This is a genomic window from Frigoribacterium sp. CFBP 8754 (genome assembly GCF_014841815.1).
GTDB classification, from domain to species: Bacteria; Actinomycetota; Actinomycetes; order Actinomycetales; family Microbacteriaceae; genus Frigoribacterium; species Frigoribacterium endophyticum.
Map to the genome: position 1 here is coordinate 337,735 of NZ_JACYUO010000001.1, position 16,173 is coordinate 353,907.

At 72.5% G+C, this 16,173-nt stretch carries 13 protein-coding genes; 11 read left to right on the forward strand and 2 right to left on the reverse strand.

What is annotated here, in order from left to right; genetic code table 11:
- The first annotated feature begins 354 nt into the window (after nucleotides 1-354).
- From IFT72_RS01630 to IFT72_RS01665, 8 genes are all read left to right on the forward strand, one after another.
- On the forward strand, nucleotides 355-1,719 hold the full coding sequence (locus IFT72_RS01630; RefSeq protein ID WP_185231797.1) for a cystathionine beta-synthase: 1,365 nt from the start codon (nucleotides 355-357) through the stop codon (nucleotides 1,717-1,719).
- Between the two features lie 76 nt (nucleotides 1,720-1,795).
- Nucleotides 1,796-2,974: a cystathionine gamma-synthase gene (locus IFT72_RS01635; protein WP_192045388.1), complete on the forward strand. Its 1,179-nt coding sequence runs from the start codon at nucleotides 1,796-1,798 to the stop codon at nucleotides 2,972-2,974.
- Nucleotides 2,975-3,003: 29 nt separating this feature from the next.
- Entirely contained in the window at nucleotides 3,004-4,389 is a 1,386-nt protein-coding gene (locus IFT72_RS01640; protein WP_192045389.1) for an MFS transporter, read from the forward strand.
- A 112-nt stretch (nucleotides 4,390-4,501) separates the two neighbouring features.
- Complete coding sequence (locus tag IFT72_RS01645) at nucleotides 4,502-5,521, forward strand: LacI family DNA-binding transcriptional regulator (protein ID WP_056053090.1); 1,020 nt, start codon at nucleotides 4,502-4,504, stop codon at nucleotides 5,519-5,521.
- 407 nt (nucleotides 5,522-5,928) lie between these two features.
- Entirely contained in the window at nucleotides 5,929-7,452 is a 1,524-nt protein-coding gene (gene mmsA, locus IFT72_RS01650) for a multiple monosaccharide ABC transporter ATP-binding protein (RefSeq protein ID WP_056055678.1), read from the forward strand.
- Nucleotides 7,449-8,822 (forward strand): multiple monosaccharide ABC transporter permease, encoded by a 1,374-nt coding sequence (mmsB, locus tag IFT72_RS01655; protein ID WP_082514259.1) that lies wholly within the window; start codon nucleotides 7,449-7,451, stop codon nucleotides 8,820-8,822. Before mmsA ends, mmsB begins: the two co-directional genes overlap by 4 nt.
- A 107-nt stretch (nucleotides 8,823-8,929) precedes the next feature.
- Nucleotides 8,930-10,027, forward strand: coding sequence for a sugar-binding protein (locus IFT72_RS01660; protein WP_167258530.1), 1,098 nt, complete (start codon nucleotides 8,930-8,932; stop codon nucleotides 10,025-10,027).
- Nucleotides 10,028-10,126: 99 nt separating this feature from the next.
- A complete protein-coding gene (locus tag IFT72_RS01665) occupies nucleotides 10,127-10,720 on the forward strand; it encodes an MOSC domain-containing protein (protein WP_371741136.1) in 594 nt (197 codons plus the stop codon).
- Nucleotides 10,721-10,802: 82 nt separating this feature from the next.
- Here IFT72_RS01665 and IFT72_RS01670 read toward each other — a convergent pair whose 3' ends face one another.
- Nucleotides 10,803-11,372, reverse strand: coding sequence for a TetR/AcrR family transcriptional regulator (locus tag IFT72_RS01670; RefSeq protein WP_056053096.1), 570 nt, complete (start codon nucleotides 11,370-11,372; stop codon nucleotides 10,803-10,805).
- 265 nt (nucleotides 11,373-11,637) lie between these two features.
- Between IFT72_RS01670 and IFT72_RS01675 the strand changes: the two genes are divergently transcribed.
- From IFT72_RS01675 to IFT72_RS01685, 3 genes are read left to right on the forward strand one after another with little or no spacing between them, the layout of a single operon-like run.
- Nucleotides 11,638-12,867, forward strand: a complete 1,230-nt coding sequence (locus IFT72_RS01675) for a Bcr/CflA family efflux MFS transporter (protein WP_192045390.1) — start codon at nucleotides 11,638-11,640, stop codon at nucleotides 12,865-12,867.
- A gap of 27 nt (nucleotides 12,868-12,894) precedes the next feature.
- Nucleotides 12,895-13,620, forward strand: a complete 726-nt coding sequence (locus tag IFT72_RS01680) for a phosphatase PAP2 family protein (RefSeq protein WP_056053101.1) — start codon at nucleotides 12,895-12,897, stop codon at nucleotides 13,618-13,620.
- On the forward strand, nucleotides 13,617-15,479 hold the full coding sequence (locus IFT72_RS01685; RefSeq protein ID WP_192045391.1) for a helicase HerA-like domain-containing protein: 1,863 nt from the start codon (nucleotides 13,617-13,619) through the stop codon (nucleotides 15,477-15,479). Before IFT72_RS01680 ends, IFT72_RS01685 begins: the two co-directional genes overlap by 4 nt.
- Nucleotides 15,480-15,495: 16 nt before the next feature.
- On the opposite strand, the gene IFT72_RS01690 is transcribed toward IFT72_RS01685, so the two are convergent.
- Nucleotides 15,496-16,122 (reverse strand): hypothetical protein, encoded by a 627-nt coding sequence (locus IFT72_RS01690; protein ID WP_056053109.1) that lies wholly within the window; start codon nucleotides 16,120-16,122, stop codon nucleotides 15,496-15,498.
- Nucleotides 16,123-16,173: the final 51 nt, after the last annotated feature.

Below are 16,173 nucleotides of genomic sequence, written 5' to 3' on the forward strand. Positions count from 1 at the left end.
CCTCGTCGTGCGACGCCGGACGAGCTCGCCGCTCCGGCGCACGCTCGTCTCCGCGAGACCAGTCTGCGTGACGGAGGCCGGGAGCACGAGGGCCCCGGCGCGGCCGGGGCCGCGGACGGTCGTGGATGCGTCACCGACATTCTCCCCAGGCCCGTCTGGGAAGAGCGTCCACAGGGCGCGTGTCGGCGAGGCCCGTCCCCGCCGCCCGTCGTCCACCGTCACACGTCGGAGGGCCGCCGGTAGACTCGGGGGGCGGGTGAACCTCCCGCCCCCGACCCTCACCACAGGCCCCGCCCCGTGCGGCGGCCACCGATCCGCGAGCCCCACGACGGCGGCGGAGAACCCGGAGACGCCGTGAAGTACGCCGAGACCGTCCTCGACCTGGTGGGCGACACCCCGCTCGTCAAGCTGAACAAGGTGACCGAGGGCATCACGGCCACGGTGCTGGTCAAGGTCGAGTACCTCAACCCGGGCGGCTCCTCGAAGGACAGGATCGCGACGCGCATCGTCGACGCCGCCGAGCGCGACGGCCTGCTGAAGCCCGGCGGCACGATCGTCGAGCCGACGAGCGGCAACACCGGCGTCGGCCTCGCCCTCGTGGCGCAGCAGCGCGGCTACCGCTGCGTGTTCGTGCTGCCCGACAAGGTCGGCGACGACAAGCGCAACGTGCTCAAGGCCTACGGCGCCGAGATCGTCGTGACGCCGACGGCCGTCGAGCCCACCAGCCCCGAGTCGTACTACAGCGTCTCCGACCGGCTCGTCCGCGAGATCCCCGGTGCCTTCAAGCCGAACCAGTACGCCAACCCGGCCGGGCCGCAGAGCCACTACGAGACGACGGGCCCCGAGATCTGGCGCGACACCGAGGGGCGCGTGACCCACTTCGTCGCCGGCGTGGGCACGGGCGGCACCATCAGCGGAACCGGCCGGTACCTGAAAGAGGTCAGCGGCGGCGCCGTCCAGATCATCGGCGCCGACCCTGAGGGCAGCGTCTACAGCGGCGGGACGGGCCGGCCGTACCTCGTGGAGGGCGTCGGCGAGGACTTCTGGCCCTCGGCCTACGACCCCAGCGTCGTCGACCGGATCATCGCCGCCTCCGACGCCCGCTCGTTCGAGCTCACGCGTCGGCTGGCCCGCGAGGAGGGCCTGCTCGTCGGCGGTTCGTCGGGCCTCGCCGTGGCGGCGGCCCTCGACGTCGCCCGCGACCTCGGACCCGACGACGTCGTCGTCGTGCTGCTGCCCGACGGCGGCCGCGGCTACCTCGGCAAGATCTTCAACGACTCCTGGATGCGCGCCTACGGCTTCAGCGAGAGCGTCGACGGGCGCACCGTGCGCGACGTCCTCGCCGCGAAGGAGAGCGAGCTGCCCGACCTGGTGCACGCGCACCCCACCGACACCGTCCGCGACGTGGTCGGCATCATGTCGCGCTGGGGCGTCTCGCAGATGCCCGTCCTCACGGCCGAGCCTCCCGTCGTCATCGGCGAGGTCGTCGGCGCCGTCGAGGAGAAGGCGCTGCTCGAGCACGTCTTCACCGGGGCGGTCAGCATGGACGACACGCTCGACGGCGTCGTCGGGGCCGCCCTGCCGCTGATCGGCGTCAACGAGTCGCTGGCCGGGCTCCGGGCGTCGCTCGAGACCGCCGACGCCCTGCTCGTCACCGACGACGGCGCCCCCGTGGGCGTCGTCACCCGCCACGACGTGCTGGCCTTCCTCTCCGCCTAGGCCGCCGGCCCGGCCCGCCCCGGGCTCCGGCACCCCGCTCCCTCACCGACCTCCTGCTCACCCCGAAAGGCGCCCCATGAGCGACACCAGCTACGACCTCGGCTCCGCCGGCTTCTCCACCCGGGCGATCCACGCCGGCCAGCCCTTCGACCCCAGCACCGGCGCGGTCGTGCCGCCCATCTACCAGTCGTCGACCTTCGTGCAGGACGGCATCGGCGGGTTCCGCGGCGGCTACGAGTACGCGCGGTCGGCGAACCCGACCCGCGACTCCCTGCAGGAGCTCCTGGCCGCCCTCGAGGGCGGCACCGCGGCCTTCAGCTTCGCCTCCGGCCTGGCGGCCGAGGACGCGCTGCTCCGGTCGGTGCTGAAGCCCGGGTCGCGCATCGTGATGGGCAACGACGTCTACGGCGGCACGCACCGCCTCGTGAACCGGGTCTGGACCCCGTGGGGCGTCACGCTCGAGACGGCCGAGATGACCGACCTGGACGCCGTGCGCGCCGCCGTCCGCCCCGGCGAGACGGCCGTGCTCTGGGTCGAGACCCCCAGCAACCCGCTGATGAAGATCAGCGACATCGCGGCGCTCGCCGAGATCGGCCACGCGGCCGGCGCGCTCGTAGTGGTCGACAACACCTTCGCCTCGCCCTACCTCCAGCAGCCCCTCGCGCTGGGCGCCGACGTGGTCGTGCACTCGACGACGAAGTACATCGGCGGGCACTCCGACGTGGTCGGCGGTGCGCTCGTCGTGAAGGACGAGGCCCTGGCCGAGGCGATCGGCTTCATCCAGTTCGGGGCCGGCGCGGTCTCGGCGCCGATGGAGGCGTGGCTCACGGTGCGCGGCATCAAGACCCTCGGCGTGCGCGTCGACCGCCACTCGTCGAACGGGCTGGCCCTCGCCCAGGCCCTCGAGGCGCACCCGGCGATCGACCGCGTCTACTACCCGGGCCTCGAGTCGCACCCCGGCCACGAGCTGGCGGCCCGCCAGATGACGGCCTTCGGCGGCATGATCTCGGTGTCGCTCGCCGCGGGCCCCGCGGCGGCCCGTCGCTTCGCGGAGTCGACGGAGCTCTTCCAGCTCGCCGAGTCGCTCGGCGGCGTCGAGTCGCTCATCGGCTACCCGACCGAGATGACCCACGCCTCCGTGCGCGGCACCGAGCTCGAGGTCCCCGACACCGTGGTGCGCCTCTCGGTCGGCATCGAGGACGTCGCCGACCTGCTCGCCGACGTCGAGCAGGCGCTCGACCGCAGCGCCTCCTGAGCACCGCGGCACCGGCCTAGGCTGGCCGCATGAGCACCGTCGCCCCCTCCGCCGAGCGCGAGGGCGGCGTCCTCTCGCGGCGGTACCTGCTGGCGACCCTCGGCATGGTGGCGCTGATCGGCATCGCGGCCTTCGAGTCGCTGGCGGTCACGACGGTGATGCCGGTCATCGCCCGCGAGCTCGACGGCGAGCCGCTGTACTCGCTCGCCTTCGCCGCCCCGTTGGCGACGGGAGTGGTCGGCATGGTGGTGGCCGGCAACTGGGCCGACCGCAGCGGGCCCCGGGTGGTGATCGTCGCCTCCGTGCTGGCCTTCGGGGTCGGCCTGGCGATCGTCGGCACGGCGCCCGACATGGTCGTGCTGCTCGCCGGGCGGCTCGTCCAGGGGCTGGGCTCGGGCGCCGTCATCGTCGGCCTCTACGTGATGGTCTCGCGGCTCTACCCGCCGGCGCTCCACCCGTCGATCTTCGCGGGGTTCGCCGCGGCCTGGGTCGTGCCCGGGCTCGTCGGGCCGGTCGTCGCGGGCACCGTGGCGGAGACCGTCGGCTGGCACTGGGTGTTCCTCGGCGCGCTCGTGCTCGCGGTGCCCGCCTTCCTCATGATCCTGCCGAGCCTCCGTCGGGTCGGCCCGCCGGTCGTCGCCCCGGGAGAGCCCCGCGTCGCGTGGAGCGTCGGCCGCATCGCGTGGTCGGGGGGAGCGGCGCTCGCCGTGCTGGCGCTCAACCTCCTCAGCGAGCTGCCCCTGGGGGCGGCCGCCGCGGTGGTCGTCGTGGCGGTCGTCGTGCTCGGCGTCGCGCTGCGGCCGCTGCTGCCCCGGGGCACGCTCCGGGCGGCCCCGGGCGTCCCCACCCTCGTGCTCCTCCGCGGCCTCGTGGGCGCCGCCTTCCTCGGCAGCGACGTCTACCTGCCCTACATGCTCTCGTCCGAGTACGGCTTCTCCGCCTCCGCGTCGGGCATCACCCTGACGCTCGGCGCCGTGGCCTGGGCCGGCGCGAGCTGGGCGCAGGGGCGCCTGGGCGCCCGGGTGCCGCAGCTGCTCGGCATCCGGATCGGCGTCGCGTCGGTCGTGGTCGGGGTGCTCTCGGCCGTGGCCTCGCCGCTCCTGCACCTCACGCCCGCCGTAGTCATCCTCGGGTGGTCGCTCGCGGGGGCGGGCATGGGGTTCATGTACCCCCGCTTCTCGGTCCTCGTGCTGCGGGGCTCGGGCGACGACGAGAAGGGCTTCAACAGCTCGGCGCTCACGATCGCCGACTCGTCGGGCTCCGCCGTGGCGCTCGCCGTCACCGGGGCGGCGTTCGTGCAGCTCGGCGGGGCCGCCGAGCCGATCGCGTTCGTGGCGTGCTTCGCCGTCGCGCTCGCGGTGGCCCTGCTCGCCTTCGCGGTGACCGGGCGGGCCGTGCCGCGCGACGTGACCTGACCGGCCGCGGGCACCGCGCCTCCCCGGCCCGCGGTCGTCGTCGTCGGAGCGGCGCTGCATAATGGTCTCCGCGCGATGTGTACGGTCACATCGCCATCAGCGATGGAGCGACGTGAAACCTGAGGTCGACAAGGTGCGCGCTCCCAACATCCGCGACGTCGCGGCACTGGCGGGGGTCTCGTACCAGACCGTCTCGAGGGTGCTGAACGACAGCCCGAGCATCCGGCCGGCCACGCGGCAGCGCGTCCTCGACGTCATCGAGCAGATCGGCTACCGCCCGAACCAGGCGGCCAGGGCCCTCGTCACGAGCCGCTCCCGGGCGATCGGCGTCCTCACGCTGCAGAACGTCCACTTCGGCCCGCAGACCATGGTGAACGCCATCGAGCTCGAGGCGCGCGCGGCCGGCTACCGGCTCAGCATCGCGAGCACGACGCGCGCCGACGACGACGTCCGGGCCAGCGTCGACCTGCTGACCAACCAGGCGGTGGAGGCGATCATCGTCATCGCCCCCCAGCGCAAGTTCTTCGACGTGCTCGACCAGCTCGACCTCGGCGTGCCGATCGTCGCCCTCGACAGCACGCGCCGCACCACGGCCCACAGCCTCTCGGTCGACCAGCACGCCGGGGCCCGCCTGGCCACCCGGCACCTCATCGACCTCGGCCACAAGCACATCGTCCACGTCGCCGGCCCGCAGGACTGGATCGAGGCCGACGAGCGCATGCAGGGGTTCCTCTACGAGATGGGCGAGGCCGAGCTCTCGATCGAGCCGCCCATCCTCGGTGACCTCACCGCCGACTTCGGCTACCTCGCGGGCAAGGAGCTGCTGCGCCGCCGCGACTTCACGGCGGTCTTCTCCGCGAACGACCTCATGGCCGTCGGGCTGCTGCACGCGTTCCGCGAGGCCAGCGTCGACGTGCCGCGGGAGGTCAGCGTCGTCGGCTTCGACGACTCCCCGACGGCGGCGCACCTCTGGCCGCCGCTGACGACCGTGCGGCAGGACTTCGAGCTGATCGGGCGACGGGCCGTCGAGCTCGTCGTCTCCGAGCTCGAGGGCGGCACGGTCGTCGACCGCACGCTGGTCGCGCCCGAGCTGATCGTGCGCGGCTCCTCGGCCCGCCCGTGGTTCCTCTGAGGGCACCGCGTCGACGCTCCGCCCTGACCGCCGACGTCGCCCGCCCGCGGCGGTCGTGACACCGTTGTCGGCCGACGGTGACGGACCGGGGGGAGTCGCGCCCCGCCTCCCTCGGACCGGCGCGGATAACGGAACGGCAACGGCATTTGACAGCGGCCATGAGCGGGTCTAGCTTTGCTCCAGTCGCGGTGTGAACGGTCACATCCGGTGTCACAGGAGCCAGGTCGTCCGACCTGGTCGTCAGGCCCGGACAGCGACGAGTCAGGACGAGCCCGCCGCACCCGAGAGGGGCGGTCGGCCGACGAAGAGGTCGAACGTGGAGGTCAGTGTGCCCAGTGCACCGAACACGATGAGCGGGATCCCCGGGGGTGCCGGCCGTGGCCGTTGACTCTCCCGTCATCCTCGAGATGCGCTCCATCACCAAGGAGTTCCCGGGCGTCAAGGCGCTCGACGACGTGTCGATGCAGGTGCGTGCCGGTGAGGTCCACGCGATCTGCGGCGAGAACGGCGCCGGCAAGTCGACGCTGATGAAGGTGCTGTCGGGCGTCTACCCGTACGGCAGCTACAGCGGCGACATCGTCTACCAGGGCGACGTCATGCGCTTCCGCGACATCCGCTCCAGCGAGTCGCAGGGCATCGTCATCATCCACCAGGAGCTGGCGCTCATCCCCGAGCTCTCGATCACCGAGAACATCTTCCTCGGCAACGAGCCGACGAAGTTCGGCGGGGCCATCGACTGGCGCGCGGCGAAGACCCGTGCCGTCGACCTGCTGGCCCGCGTGGGCCTCGGCGACGACCCCGACACGGCGATCAAGAACCTGGGCGTCGGCAAGCAGCAGCTCGTCGAGATCGCCAAGGCGCTGAACAAGAACGTGAAGCTGCTCATCCTCGACGAGCCCACCGCGGCGCTCAACGAGGCTGACTCGCAGCACCTGCTCGACCTGATCCGCGGGCTCAAGGGCCGCGGCATCTCGTCGATCATGATCAGCCACAAGCTCAACGAGATCGAGGCGATCGCCGACTCGATCACGATCATCCGCGACGGCAAGACGATCGAGACGCTCGACGTCAAGGCCGACGGCGTCAACGAGGACCGCATCATCCGCGGCATGGTCGGCCGCAACCTCGCGAGCCGCTTCCCCGACCGCACCCCGAAGATCGGCGAGGTCTTCTTCGAGGTCAAGGACTGGTGGGTCCGCCACCCGCAGACCGCCGAGCGCTTCGTGTGCAAGGGCTCGAACATCTCCGTGCGCCGCGGCGAGATCGTCGGCCTGGCGGGCCTGATGGGCGCTGGCCGCACCGAGCTCGCGATGAGCATCTTCGGCCGCTCGTACGGCCAGTTCGTCTCCGGACAGATCATCAAGGACGGCGAGACGGTCCAGATCAAGAACGTCTCCGACGCCATCGACAACGGCCTCGCCTACGTCTCGGAGGACCGCAAGGTGCTCGGGCTGAACCTGCTCGACGACATCAAGCGCTCCACGGTCGCCGCGAAGCTCTCCAAGATCTCGAAGGCCTCCGTCGTCAACACGTACGAGGAGCACTCGATCGCGGAGGAGTACCGCAAGAGCCTGCGCGTCAAGACGCCCACGGTCGACGAGGGCGTGGCCAAGCTCTCCGGCGGCAACCAGCAGAAGGTCGTGCTGGCGAAGTGGATGTTCACCGACCCCGACCTGCTCATCCTCGACGAGCCGACCCGCGGCATCGACGTGGGCGCGAAGTTCGAGATCTACAACATCATCAACCAGCTCGCGGCACAGGGGAAGGGCGTCATCGTCATCTCCTCCGAGCTGCCCGAGCTGCTGGGGCTCTCCGACCGGATCTACACGATCTTCGAGGGCACCGTCACCAACGAGATGGACGCGTCCGAGGCCGATGCCGAGACGCTCATGAGAAGCATGACTTCGAAGAAGAGGGAGAACGCCGCATGAGTGGCATCAAAGACCTGAAGAAGGTGTTCGGCGGCAACCAGTCGAACGCTCGCCAGTTCGGCATGATCGCGACGCTCGTCGTGGCCATCCTGATCTTCCAGTTCCTCACCGGCGGGCTCACGCTCGACCCGACCAACCTGATCGCCCTGGTCAGCCAGTACTCGTACATCCTCATCCTCGCCATCGGCATGGTGATGGTCATCGTGGCCGGCCACATCGACCTCTCGGTCGGCTCGGTCGCCGCCTTCAGCGGCATCATGGTCGCCACGTCGATGACGAGCTGGAACTTCCCGTGGCCCGTCGCCATCGTGTTCGGCCTCGTCGTCGGCGCCGTGATCGGCGCCTGGCAGGGCTTCTGGGTCGCCTACGTCGGCGTGCCCGCGTTCATCGTGACCCTGGCCGGCATGCTCCTCTTCCGCGGTGCGAACCAGTTCGTCGGCAACGCCGACACGCTGCCCGTCCCCGAGGGCTTCACCGTCATCGGCGCCGGGTACCTGCCCGAGTTCGGCCCGAACACGGGCTACAACAACGCCACGCTGCTGCTCGGCCTGGTGCTCGCGCTCGTCGTGGTCTACCGCGAGTTCCGCCTCCGCCGCGTCCAGCGCGCCATGGGCTCCGAGATGGCGCCCCTCTGGGTCAGCGTCCTCAAGCTCGTCGTGCTCGTCGGCATCATCGCCTACGCCGCGACCCTCTTCGGCGGCGGCCGCGTCGGCACCTCCTTCCCGATCTCGGGCATCATCCTCGGCGTGCTCGTCCTGGTCTACGGCTTCGTGACGCAGAACACGATCTTCGGCCGCCACATCTACGCGGTCGGCGGCAACTCGCACGCCGCCGAGCTCTCCGGCGTCAAGGCGAAGCGCATCAACTTCTTCGTCATGATGAACATGTCGGTGCTCGCTTCGCTGGCCGGCATGATCTACGTCGCCCGGGCCGGTGCCTCCGGCCCCCAGGACGGCCTGAACTGGGAGCTCGACGCGATCGCCTCGGTCTTCATCGGCGGCGCCGCCGTCGCCGGCGGCATCGGCACCGTGACCGGCTCGATCGTCGGTGGCTTCGTCATCGCCGTCCTGAACAACGGCCTCCAGCTCATGGGCGTCGGCTCCGACAAGGTGCAGATGATCAAGGGCCTCGTGCTGCTGATCGCCGTGGCCGTCGACGTCTACAACAAGAGCCAGGGCCGCCCGTCGATCACGGGCTTCCTCACCCGGGGCCTCCGCCGCGACAAGAACGGCGTCGCCGCTCCCGCCGACGGCGCCCTGGCGAGCAACCAGTCCGGCGTCGGCACGAGCCCGGAGAGCACCACGCCGGCCCTGCAGCCGAACGGCGACCTGAGCGACGTGCAGCGCCCGAAGGCCTCGACCCCCAACTAGACCCACCCGCGGGCCGACCACCGACGGTCGGCTCCGCCTCCCCGGGCGGTCGTCACCACGACCGCCCCCGCACCACCAAGTGATCCCTACGAGAAAGTAGACACAGCATGCGCAAAATCGCGCTGGCGACCATGGCGGTCGCCGCAGCAACGACGCTGATCCTGAGCGGCTGCTCCAACTCCGCCCGCACCGACGCCGGTTCCGGCGACGCGGCGTCCGGCTTCGAGCAGGGCTCGACCATCGGCGTGGCGCTGCCCGCGAAGACCAGCGAGAACTGGGTCCTCGCCGGCGACCTCTTCACCGAGGGCCTCACCGAGGCGGGCTTCAAGCCCGACGTGCAGTACGCGGCCGCCTCCGGCACCGTCGCGAACCAGCAGGAGGAGATCCAGTCCATGGTCACCAAGGGCGCGAAGGTGATCATCATCGGCGCGGCCGACGGTGCCCAGCTCGGCACCCAGGTCAAGGCCGCCCACGACGCCGGCGCCGTGGTCATCGCCTACGACCGCCTCATCCTCAACACCGAAGACGTCGACTACTACGTCGCGTACGACAACTTCAAGGTCGGCGAGCTCCAGGGCCAGGCCCTGCTCGACGGCATGGCCGCCAAGAAGGCGGAGGGCCCGTACAACGTCGAGCTCTTCTCCGGCTCGTCCGACGACGCCAACTCGAAGGTCTTCTTCGACGGCGCCATGAGCGTCCTGCAGCCGAAGATCGACGACGGCACCGTCGTCGTCGCCTCGGGCCAGACCGACATCAAGCAGACCGCGACCGACGGCTGGAAGGCCGAGAACGCCCAGCGTCGCATGGACTCGCTGCTCACCAGCACCTACGGCTCCACCGAGCTCGACGGCGTCCTGAGCCCCAACGACACCCTCGCCCGCGCCATCATCACCTCGGTGAAGCAGGCCGGCAAGACGGTCCCCGTCGTCACGGGTCAGGACTCCGAGGTCGAGTCGGTCAAGTCGATCATGGCCGGCGAGCAGTACAGCACCATCAACAAGGACACGCGCAACCTGGTCAAGCAGGCCATCGCGATGGTCTCCTCGCTGTCCGAGGGCGACACCGCCGAGACGAACGACGACGAGTCGTACGACAACGGCAGCAAGATCGTCCCGGCCTACCTCCTGCCCCCGCAGATCGTCACGAAGGACAACGCGGCCGAGGCCTACGCCAACGACCCGACCCTCGAGCCGCTGACGAAGTAGTCCCACCCGCAGCACAGCACCACAGCACCACAGCAGCGAGAGCCGATCGCCCCTCCGGGCGGTCGGCTCTCGTCGTCCCTGCCCCGGTACTGTGGTGCCGTGACCGGAGGCGCAGGGCAGGGCGGAGGCCCCGAGGAGGCGCGGGGCGGTCAGGCCGGCCCGCCCCGGTCGGTGCCCGTCACGGTCGAGCTGCTGCTCGCCTCGCCCCGTTCCCGCTACGTGGGGCGGCCCGCGGACGGCGCGGAGCCCGCCCTCGGGCCGGAGACGCCGAGCTCCGTCGAGGTCCGGGCCGGGCTGGGCATCGTCGGCGACCGCTACTTCGGCCGGGCCGCCCACCGCGGCGCTCAGGTGACCGTGTTCGCGGCGGAGTCCCTCGAGACGGTGGCGCGCCTCCTCGGGGTCGACGGGCCGCTCGACGCGGTGGCCACCCGGCGGAACGTCGTGCTGCGCGGCCTCGACGTCGACGCGCTGCGCGGCACGACGTTCAGCGTCGACTCGGGGGAGGGGCCGGTGCGGCTGCGCGCGACCCGCGCGGCGAACCCGTGCGCGTGGATGGACCACGAGCTCGCGCCGGGCGCCTTCCGCGCGATGCGGGGCCGCGGGGGCGTGCGCTGCGAGCCGCTCAGCGACGGTGTGCTGCGGCTCGGCCCGGCCGTCGTGCAGCTCGGGCTCGCCGACGACACGGGTCGGTGACGGCCCGGCTCAGCGACGGCTCGGCTCAGCGACGCCGGGCTCCGCGCTGACCCGCAGCGACGGAGCGTCGGTCAGTTCGGGGTCACTGCCACCAGCTGGGCACCATCGCCACGATGGTGTCGAGCAGGGTCTTGCGGCTGGTGCGCTTGCCGCCGAGCCAGGCCTCGACCGCGCCGACCAGGGCGTGGGCGAAGAACCCGGCCGCGATGTGCACCGACAGGCCCTCGGGCAGGGCGCCCTCGGGCAGGCGCGAGATGTGCTGCAGCGACGAGGTCTCGAAGTGGCCGGCGAGGGCCTGGTGGATCGACGCGTCGAGGGGGTCGGGCAGCGCGAGGCGGTACATCTCGCGGTAGCGCACGACGTGGTCGACGACCTTCTCGACCCCGCGGCGGGTGATCTCCGCGCCGTCGGCGTCGGGCGCGGCGTCGCGGGCCGCGGCGTCGGCCGCCCGGATCGCGTCGAGCTCGGGGGTGATCACCGCGGTCAGCAGCGCGCCGGGGGAGGTGGCGTGGCTGTAGAACGTCGCCCGGTTGATGCCGGCGGCGCGGGTGACGTCGGCCACGGTGATGGTCGACACGGGCTGCTTCGACGCGAGGTCGACGATGGCCGTGTGCAGGGCCTTCGTGGTCTGCACGATGCGGGCGTCCACCATGGTGACCTCCAGTCGGTACGGGTGCTGGGGCCGAGCTTAGGGGGTCGCCGACGGTCGTCGCGCTAGCCGACATCGGGTGTCGGTCGGGGCTGTCGGAGCCCGCCCGCTCGCCGGTAGTCTCGACGAGGCGGCCCCGCGTCGACGGGCCGACCGCCGCCTCCCCCTCCCTCCTCACCGCCGGGAGCCCACGCCGTCCGCTCGAAACGATTCGAGCCCGGCGGGCCCGGCCGCCCGTCCCCTCCCTCCTCGACCACGAAGGCACCGTGTGACCACCGTCCTCCACCCCGGCGACGCCCTGACCCGCCGTCAGCGTCTCGTCTACGTGATCGTGCTCGGCGCGCTGACCGCGCTCGGCCCGTTCACCATCGACCTCTACCTGCCGGCCTTCCCGGCGCTCGAGGACGACCTGGGGGTGTCGACCGGGCTCGTCCAGCTCACGCTGACCGCGACGACGATCGGCTTCGGCGTCGGGCAGCTGCTCGTCGGCCCCTGGAGCGACAAGGTGGGCCGGCGGGCGCCGCTCATCGCCGCGACCGCCCTGCACGTGCTCGCGAGCATCGGCGCCGCCGCCGCGCCCGACATCGTCTGGCTCGGCGTCTTCCGGGTGCTGCAGGGCATGGGTGCCGCGGCCGGCGGCGTCGTCGCCCTCGCCATGGTGCGCGACCTGTTCGGCGGCCTGCCGCTCGTCCGGATGCTCTCGCGCCTCGCGCTCGTCAACGGCCTCGCGCCCATCCTGGCGCCGGTCATCGGCTCGCAGCTGCTCGCCTTCACGAGCTGGCGCGGCGTCTTCGTCTTCCTCGTCGCGTACGGCGCCCTCGTCATCGTCGCGGCGATGTTCCTCATCGTCGAGACCCTGCCGAAGGAGCGCCGCCACGAGCCGGGGCACTCGAGCCTCGGCCAGCGCTACCGGGTGCTCTTCGGCGACCGGGTCTTCGTCGGCGTCGCCCTGATCGGGGCGATGGTCTTCTCGGGGCTCTTCACCTACCTCTCGGCGTCGTCGTTCCTCTTCCAGGAGGTCTACGGCCTCGACGCGCAGCAGTACGGCTACCTCTTCGCCGTGAACTCGCTCGGCATCGTGGCGGGCGTCCAGATCAGCTCGCGCCTGGCACGGCGGTACGGTCCGCAGTGGATCCTCGCGGCGGCCACCGCCGTCCTGCTCGTCAGCGCGACCACCATCGTCGTGCTCGACTCGCTGCAGGTGGGCCTCGTCGGCATCCTCGTGCCGCTCTGGTTCTTCATCGCGGCCTGCGGGTTCACCTTCCCCCAGGTGCAGGTGCTCGGCCTGGCCAACCACGGCAAGGAGGCCGGCACGGCCGCCTCCCTCCTCGGCGCCCTCAACTTCGGCCTCGCGGGGCTCATCTCCCCGGTCGTCGGGTTCCTCGGCATCGGCTCCGCCGTGCCGATGGGCAGCGTGATGATGTGCACGTCCGTGGTGGCGATCGCTGCGCTGTGGCTGCTGGTGCGCCCTCGGACGGTGCCGGCCCTCGGGCACTGACCCGCGACTCCCCGGTACGTTCTGGGGATGACGACCGACCCGCTCTCGCCGAAGCCGCCGACCCCCGCCGAGGAACGGGTCGCCCGCCGCGTGCAGCGCCGGTGGTGGGTGGTGAGCGCCCTCGGCGCCATCGGGGTCGTGCTGCTGCTCGGCGTCGTCATCACGGCCCGGGCCGGCAGCCTCGGCATCGACGAGGAGTTCATGGGCGAGCTCGTCGAGCACCGCAGCCCGTTCTGGCAGGCGCCGGCGCTCGTCTTCAACGTGATCGGCGCGGGCGTGATCGGCGTCTTCGTCGTGCCGCTCGGGGTGGCGGCCGTGCTGCTGCTCCGGCGCCGGCCGTGGGCGGCCCTGTACTGGATCGCGTCGTGCGCCCTCAGCGCGGGCGTCGTGCAGGTGATCAAGCACACCTTCGGGCGGGCGCGGCCGGAGGAGATCCTCGTGGTGAGCGACTACGGCTCGTTCCCGTCGGGGCACACCGCCAACGCCGCGACGCTCGCCGTCGTGCTCGGGGTGATCCTGCGCCGCGCGTGGGTCTGGATCGCCGGCGTCGTCTACACCGTGGCGATGCTGCTGAGCCGCACGTACCTCGGGGCGCACTGGCTCACCGACACGGTCGGCGGCCTGCTGATCGGTGCAGGCGTGGCGGTCGTGCTCTGGGCGCCGGTGGCGCATCGGCTGCTCGCCGAGCAGGAACGCGTGCGGGGCCGCGGCTGGGCCTGGCAGCACCGCGACCGTGCGGCGGTGACCTCGTGAGCGACGAGCTGGCCCGGGCCCGCGCGGAGGCCGAGGCCGCGGAGGCCGTCGCCGCCGCCGCCCGCGCCGCGGCGGACGCTGCCGTGGCCCGCGCCCGCGTGCTGGCGCTCGAGGCGGAGGCGGCCGGCAGCGCGGGGTCCGACGGCCCGCCCGCCCCGGCCGCCCCGGCCAGCCCGGACAGCCCGGCCGTCCCGCCCGCCCCGCCCGCCGACGTGCAGGCCCCGGCGGCGGGCCCGCTCAGCGAGGCCGCCGTCGACGAGGTCCGCCGCGGCTACGCGTCGACCGGCCCCGTGCTCGAGATCGGCGCCCTCGTCAACGGCGAGGCCCGGCCCGACGTGCCCGTGCGGGTGCCCGTCGGCATGCTGACGCGGCACGGCCTCGTGGCCGGAGCCACCGGCACCGGCAAGACGCGCACGCTGCAGGTGCTCGCCGAGCAGCTCTCGGCCGCGGGCGTCCCGGTGTTCGCCGCCGACGTGAAGGGCGACCTCTCCGGCATCGCCCGCCCCGGCGCCCCGAGCGACGCGCTCCTCGACCGGACGCGGGGCATCGGGCAGGACTGGTCGCCCGAGGCCGCCCCGACCGAGTTCTTCGCGCTCGGCGGCGTCGGCACGGGCGTGCCCGTGCGGGCCACCGTCAGCGGCTTCGGGCCCCTCCTGCTCAGCAAGGTGCTCGGCCTCAACGACACGCAGGAGTCGAGCCTCGGCCTCGTCTTCCACTGGGCCGCCCGCGCCGGGCTGCCCCTCGTCGACCTCGCCGACCTGCGGAGCGTGCTCACCCACCTGGCCAGCCCCGCGGGCAAGGCCGAGCTGGCCGACCTCGGCGGCCTCAGCACCGCGACCGTCGGCGTCGTGCTCCGCGAGCTCGTCGCGTTCGCCGACCAGGGCGCCGACCGGTTCTTCGGCGAGCCCGAGATCGACACGGCGGAGTTCCTCCGCGTCGCCGCCGACGGCCGCGGCGTGGTCAGCCTGCTCGAGGTGCCCGGCGTGCAGGACCGTCCGGTGCTCTACTCCACCTTCCTCATGTGGCTGCTCGCCGACCTCTACAACGACCTGCCCGAGGTGGGCGACGTCGCGCTGCCGAAGCTCGTCTTCTTCTTCGACGAGGCCCACCTGCTGTTCCGCGACGCGTCGCGGGACTTCCTCGCGCAGGTGACGCAGACGGTACGGCTGATCCGCTCGAAGGGCGTCGGGATCGTCTTCGTCACGCAGACCCCGAAGGACGTGCCCGGCGACGTCCTCGCGCAGCTCGGCTCGCGCATCCAGCACCAGCTGCGCGCCTTCACGCCCGACGACGCCAAGGCCCTCCGCGCGACCGTCTCGACGTACCCGACGAGCGACTACGACCTCGCCGAGGTGCTGACCAGCCTCGCCACGGGGGAGGCGGTCGTGACGGTGATGAGCGAGCGCGGCGCCCCCAGCCCGGTCGCCTGGACCCGCCTGCGCGCCCCGCGCGGCTCGATGGCGCCGACCCCCGCCGACGAGATGGCGGCCGACGTCGCGGCCTCGCCGCTGACCGCCGTCTACGGCACCGCCGTCGACCGCGACTCCGCCCGCGAGATGCTCGCCCGGAAGCTCGACGCGGCGGCCGCGGCCGACCGCTCCCGCGAGGAGCGCGAGGCCGAGCAGGCGGCGACGCAGGCCGAGTACGACCGTCAGCAACGCGAGTTCGAGCGGGCGGAGGCGACCGCGTCGCGGCGGGAGCGGCGCCCGGGCTCGACCCGCGCCTCCGGCGGCTCTCGCACCTCGCGCTCCCGGAGCGACGACGGCGGGCTGCTCGACGACGTGCTCGGCTCGTCGGCCGGCCGCGCGGTCGTCCGCGAGGTGGTGAAGGGGATATTCGGCACCCTCCGGCGCCGCTGACGCGCCGGGCCGCCGGTCAGGAGCCGGAGAGCACGCCCCAGAGCACCGTGAGGCCGCCGGCGGCGAGGGCGAAGACGACCACGACGGCGAGGGCGGCGAGCACGGGCCGGCCCTCGTACCACGAGCGGCTGCCCGGGTACTGGCGGTACAGCTCGCTGAACGAAAGCGGCTTCGGCACCGTCGTGGTGGGCGAGCCGAGGGTCTCGGCGACGAGCGCGATGGCCTCCTCCGACCAGTACGTGCCGCGCATGCGGAAGAGCGGGGCGCCGCCGGCGTCGGTCGCGAAGAGCTGGGGCACCGTGTCGGCCGAGTCGGAGCGGTAGGTGCGCACCACGACCACCGCCGCGATCCGCTCGCGGCGCAGCCGGACGAACCCGGGCAGCCAGCCGCGCTTGATGAACTCGTCGGCCGTGACCCCGACGAACGAGACGCTGTACCGCCAGTAGCAGACCAGCCCGACGACGACCGCGACGTCGGCCGCCCAGATCACCGCCGGCCAGTGGGCCGTGCCGCGGGTCAGCCAGAGCAGGGCGAGCACGACGGGCACGAGGCCGAAGACGGCCGTGAGCACGGCCGTGCGGGCGACGGAGGCGCGTGGCAGCGCGTACGCCTCGAAGTCGTCGCGTGCGACGCCAGCCCTCATCCCGTCCCCCTGTGCGGCACGACGACGCCCCCGCCCGCGGAGGAGGACCGC

Excerpts from the sequence above, each read along its gene's own strand:
- IFT72_RS01635 (WP_192045388.1), top strand. The coding sequence starts at position 1,796 with ATGAGCGACACCAGCTACGACCTCGGCTCCGCCGGCTTCTCCACCCGG.
- IFT72_RS01640 (WP_192045389.1), top strand. The coding sequence starts at position 3,004 with ATGAGCACCGTCGCCCCCTCCGCCGAGCGCGAGGGCGGCGTCCTCTCG.
- mmsA (WP_056055678.1), top strand. The coding sequence starts at position 5,929 with ATGCGCTCCATCACCAAGGAGTTCCCGGGCGTCAAGGCGCTCGACGAC.
- mmsB (WP_082514259.1), top strand. The coding sequence starts at position 7,449 with ATGAGTGGCATCAAAGACCTGAAGAAGGTGTTCGGCGGCAACCAGTCG.
- IFT72_RS01660 (WP_167258530.1), top strand. The coding sequence starts at position 8,930 with ATGCGCAAAATCGCGCTGGCGACCATGGCGGTCGCCGCAGCAACGACG.
- IFT72_RS01670 (WP_056053096.1), bottom strand. The coding sequence starts at position 11,372 with ATGGTGGACGCCCGCATCGTGCAGACCACGAAGGCCCTGCACACGGCC.
- IFT72_RS01680 (WP_056053101.1), top strand. The coding sequence starts at position 12,895 with ATGACGACCGACCCGCTCTCGCCGAAGCCGCCGACCCCCGCCGAGGAA.
- IFT72_RS01690 (WP_056053109.1), bottom strand. The coding sequence starts at position 16,122 with ATGAGGGCTGGCGTCGCACGCGACGACTTCGAGGCGTACGCGCTGCCA.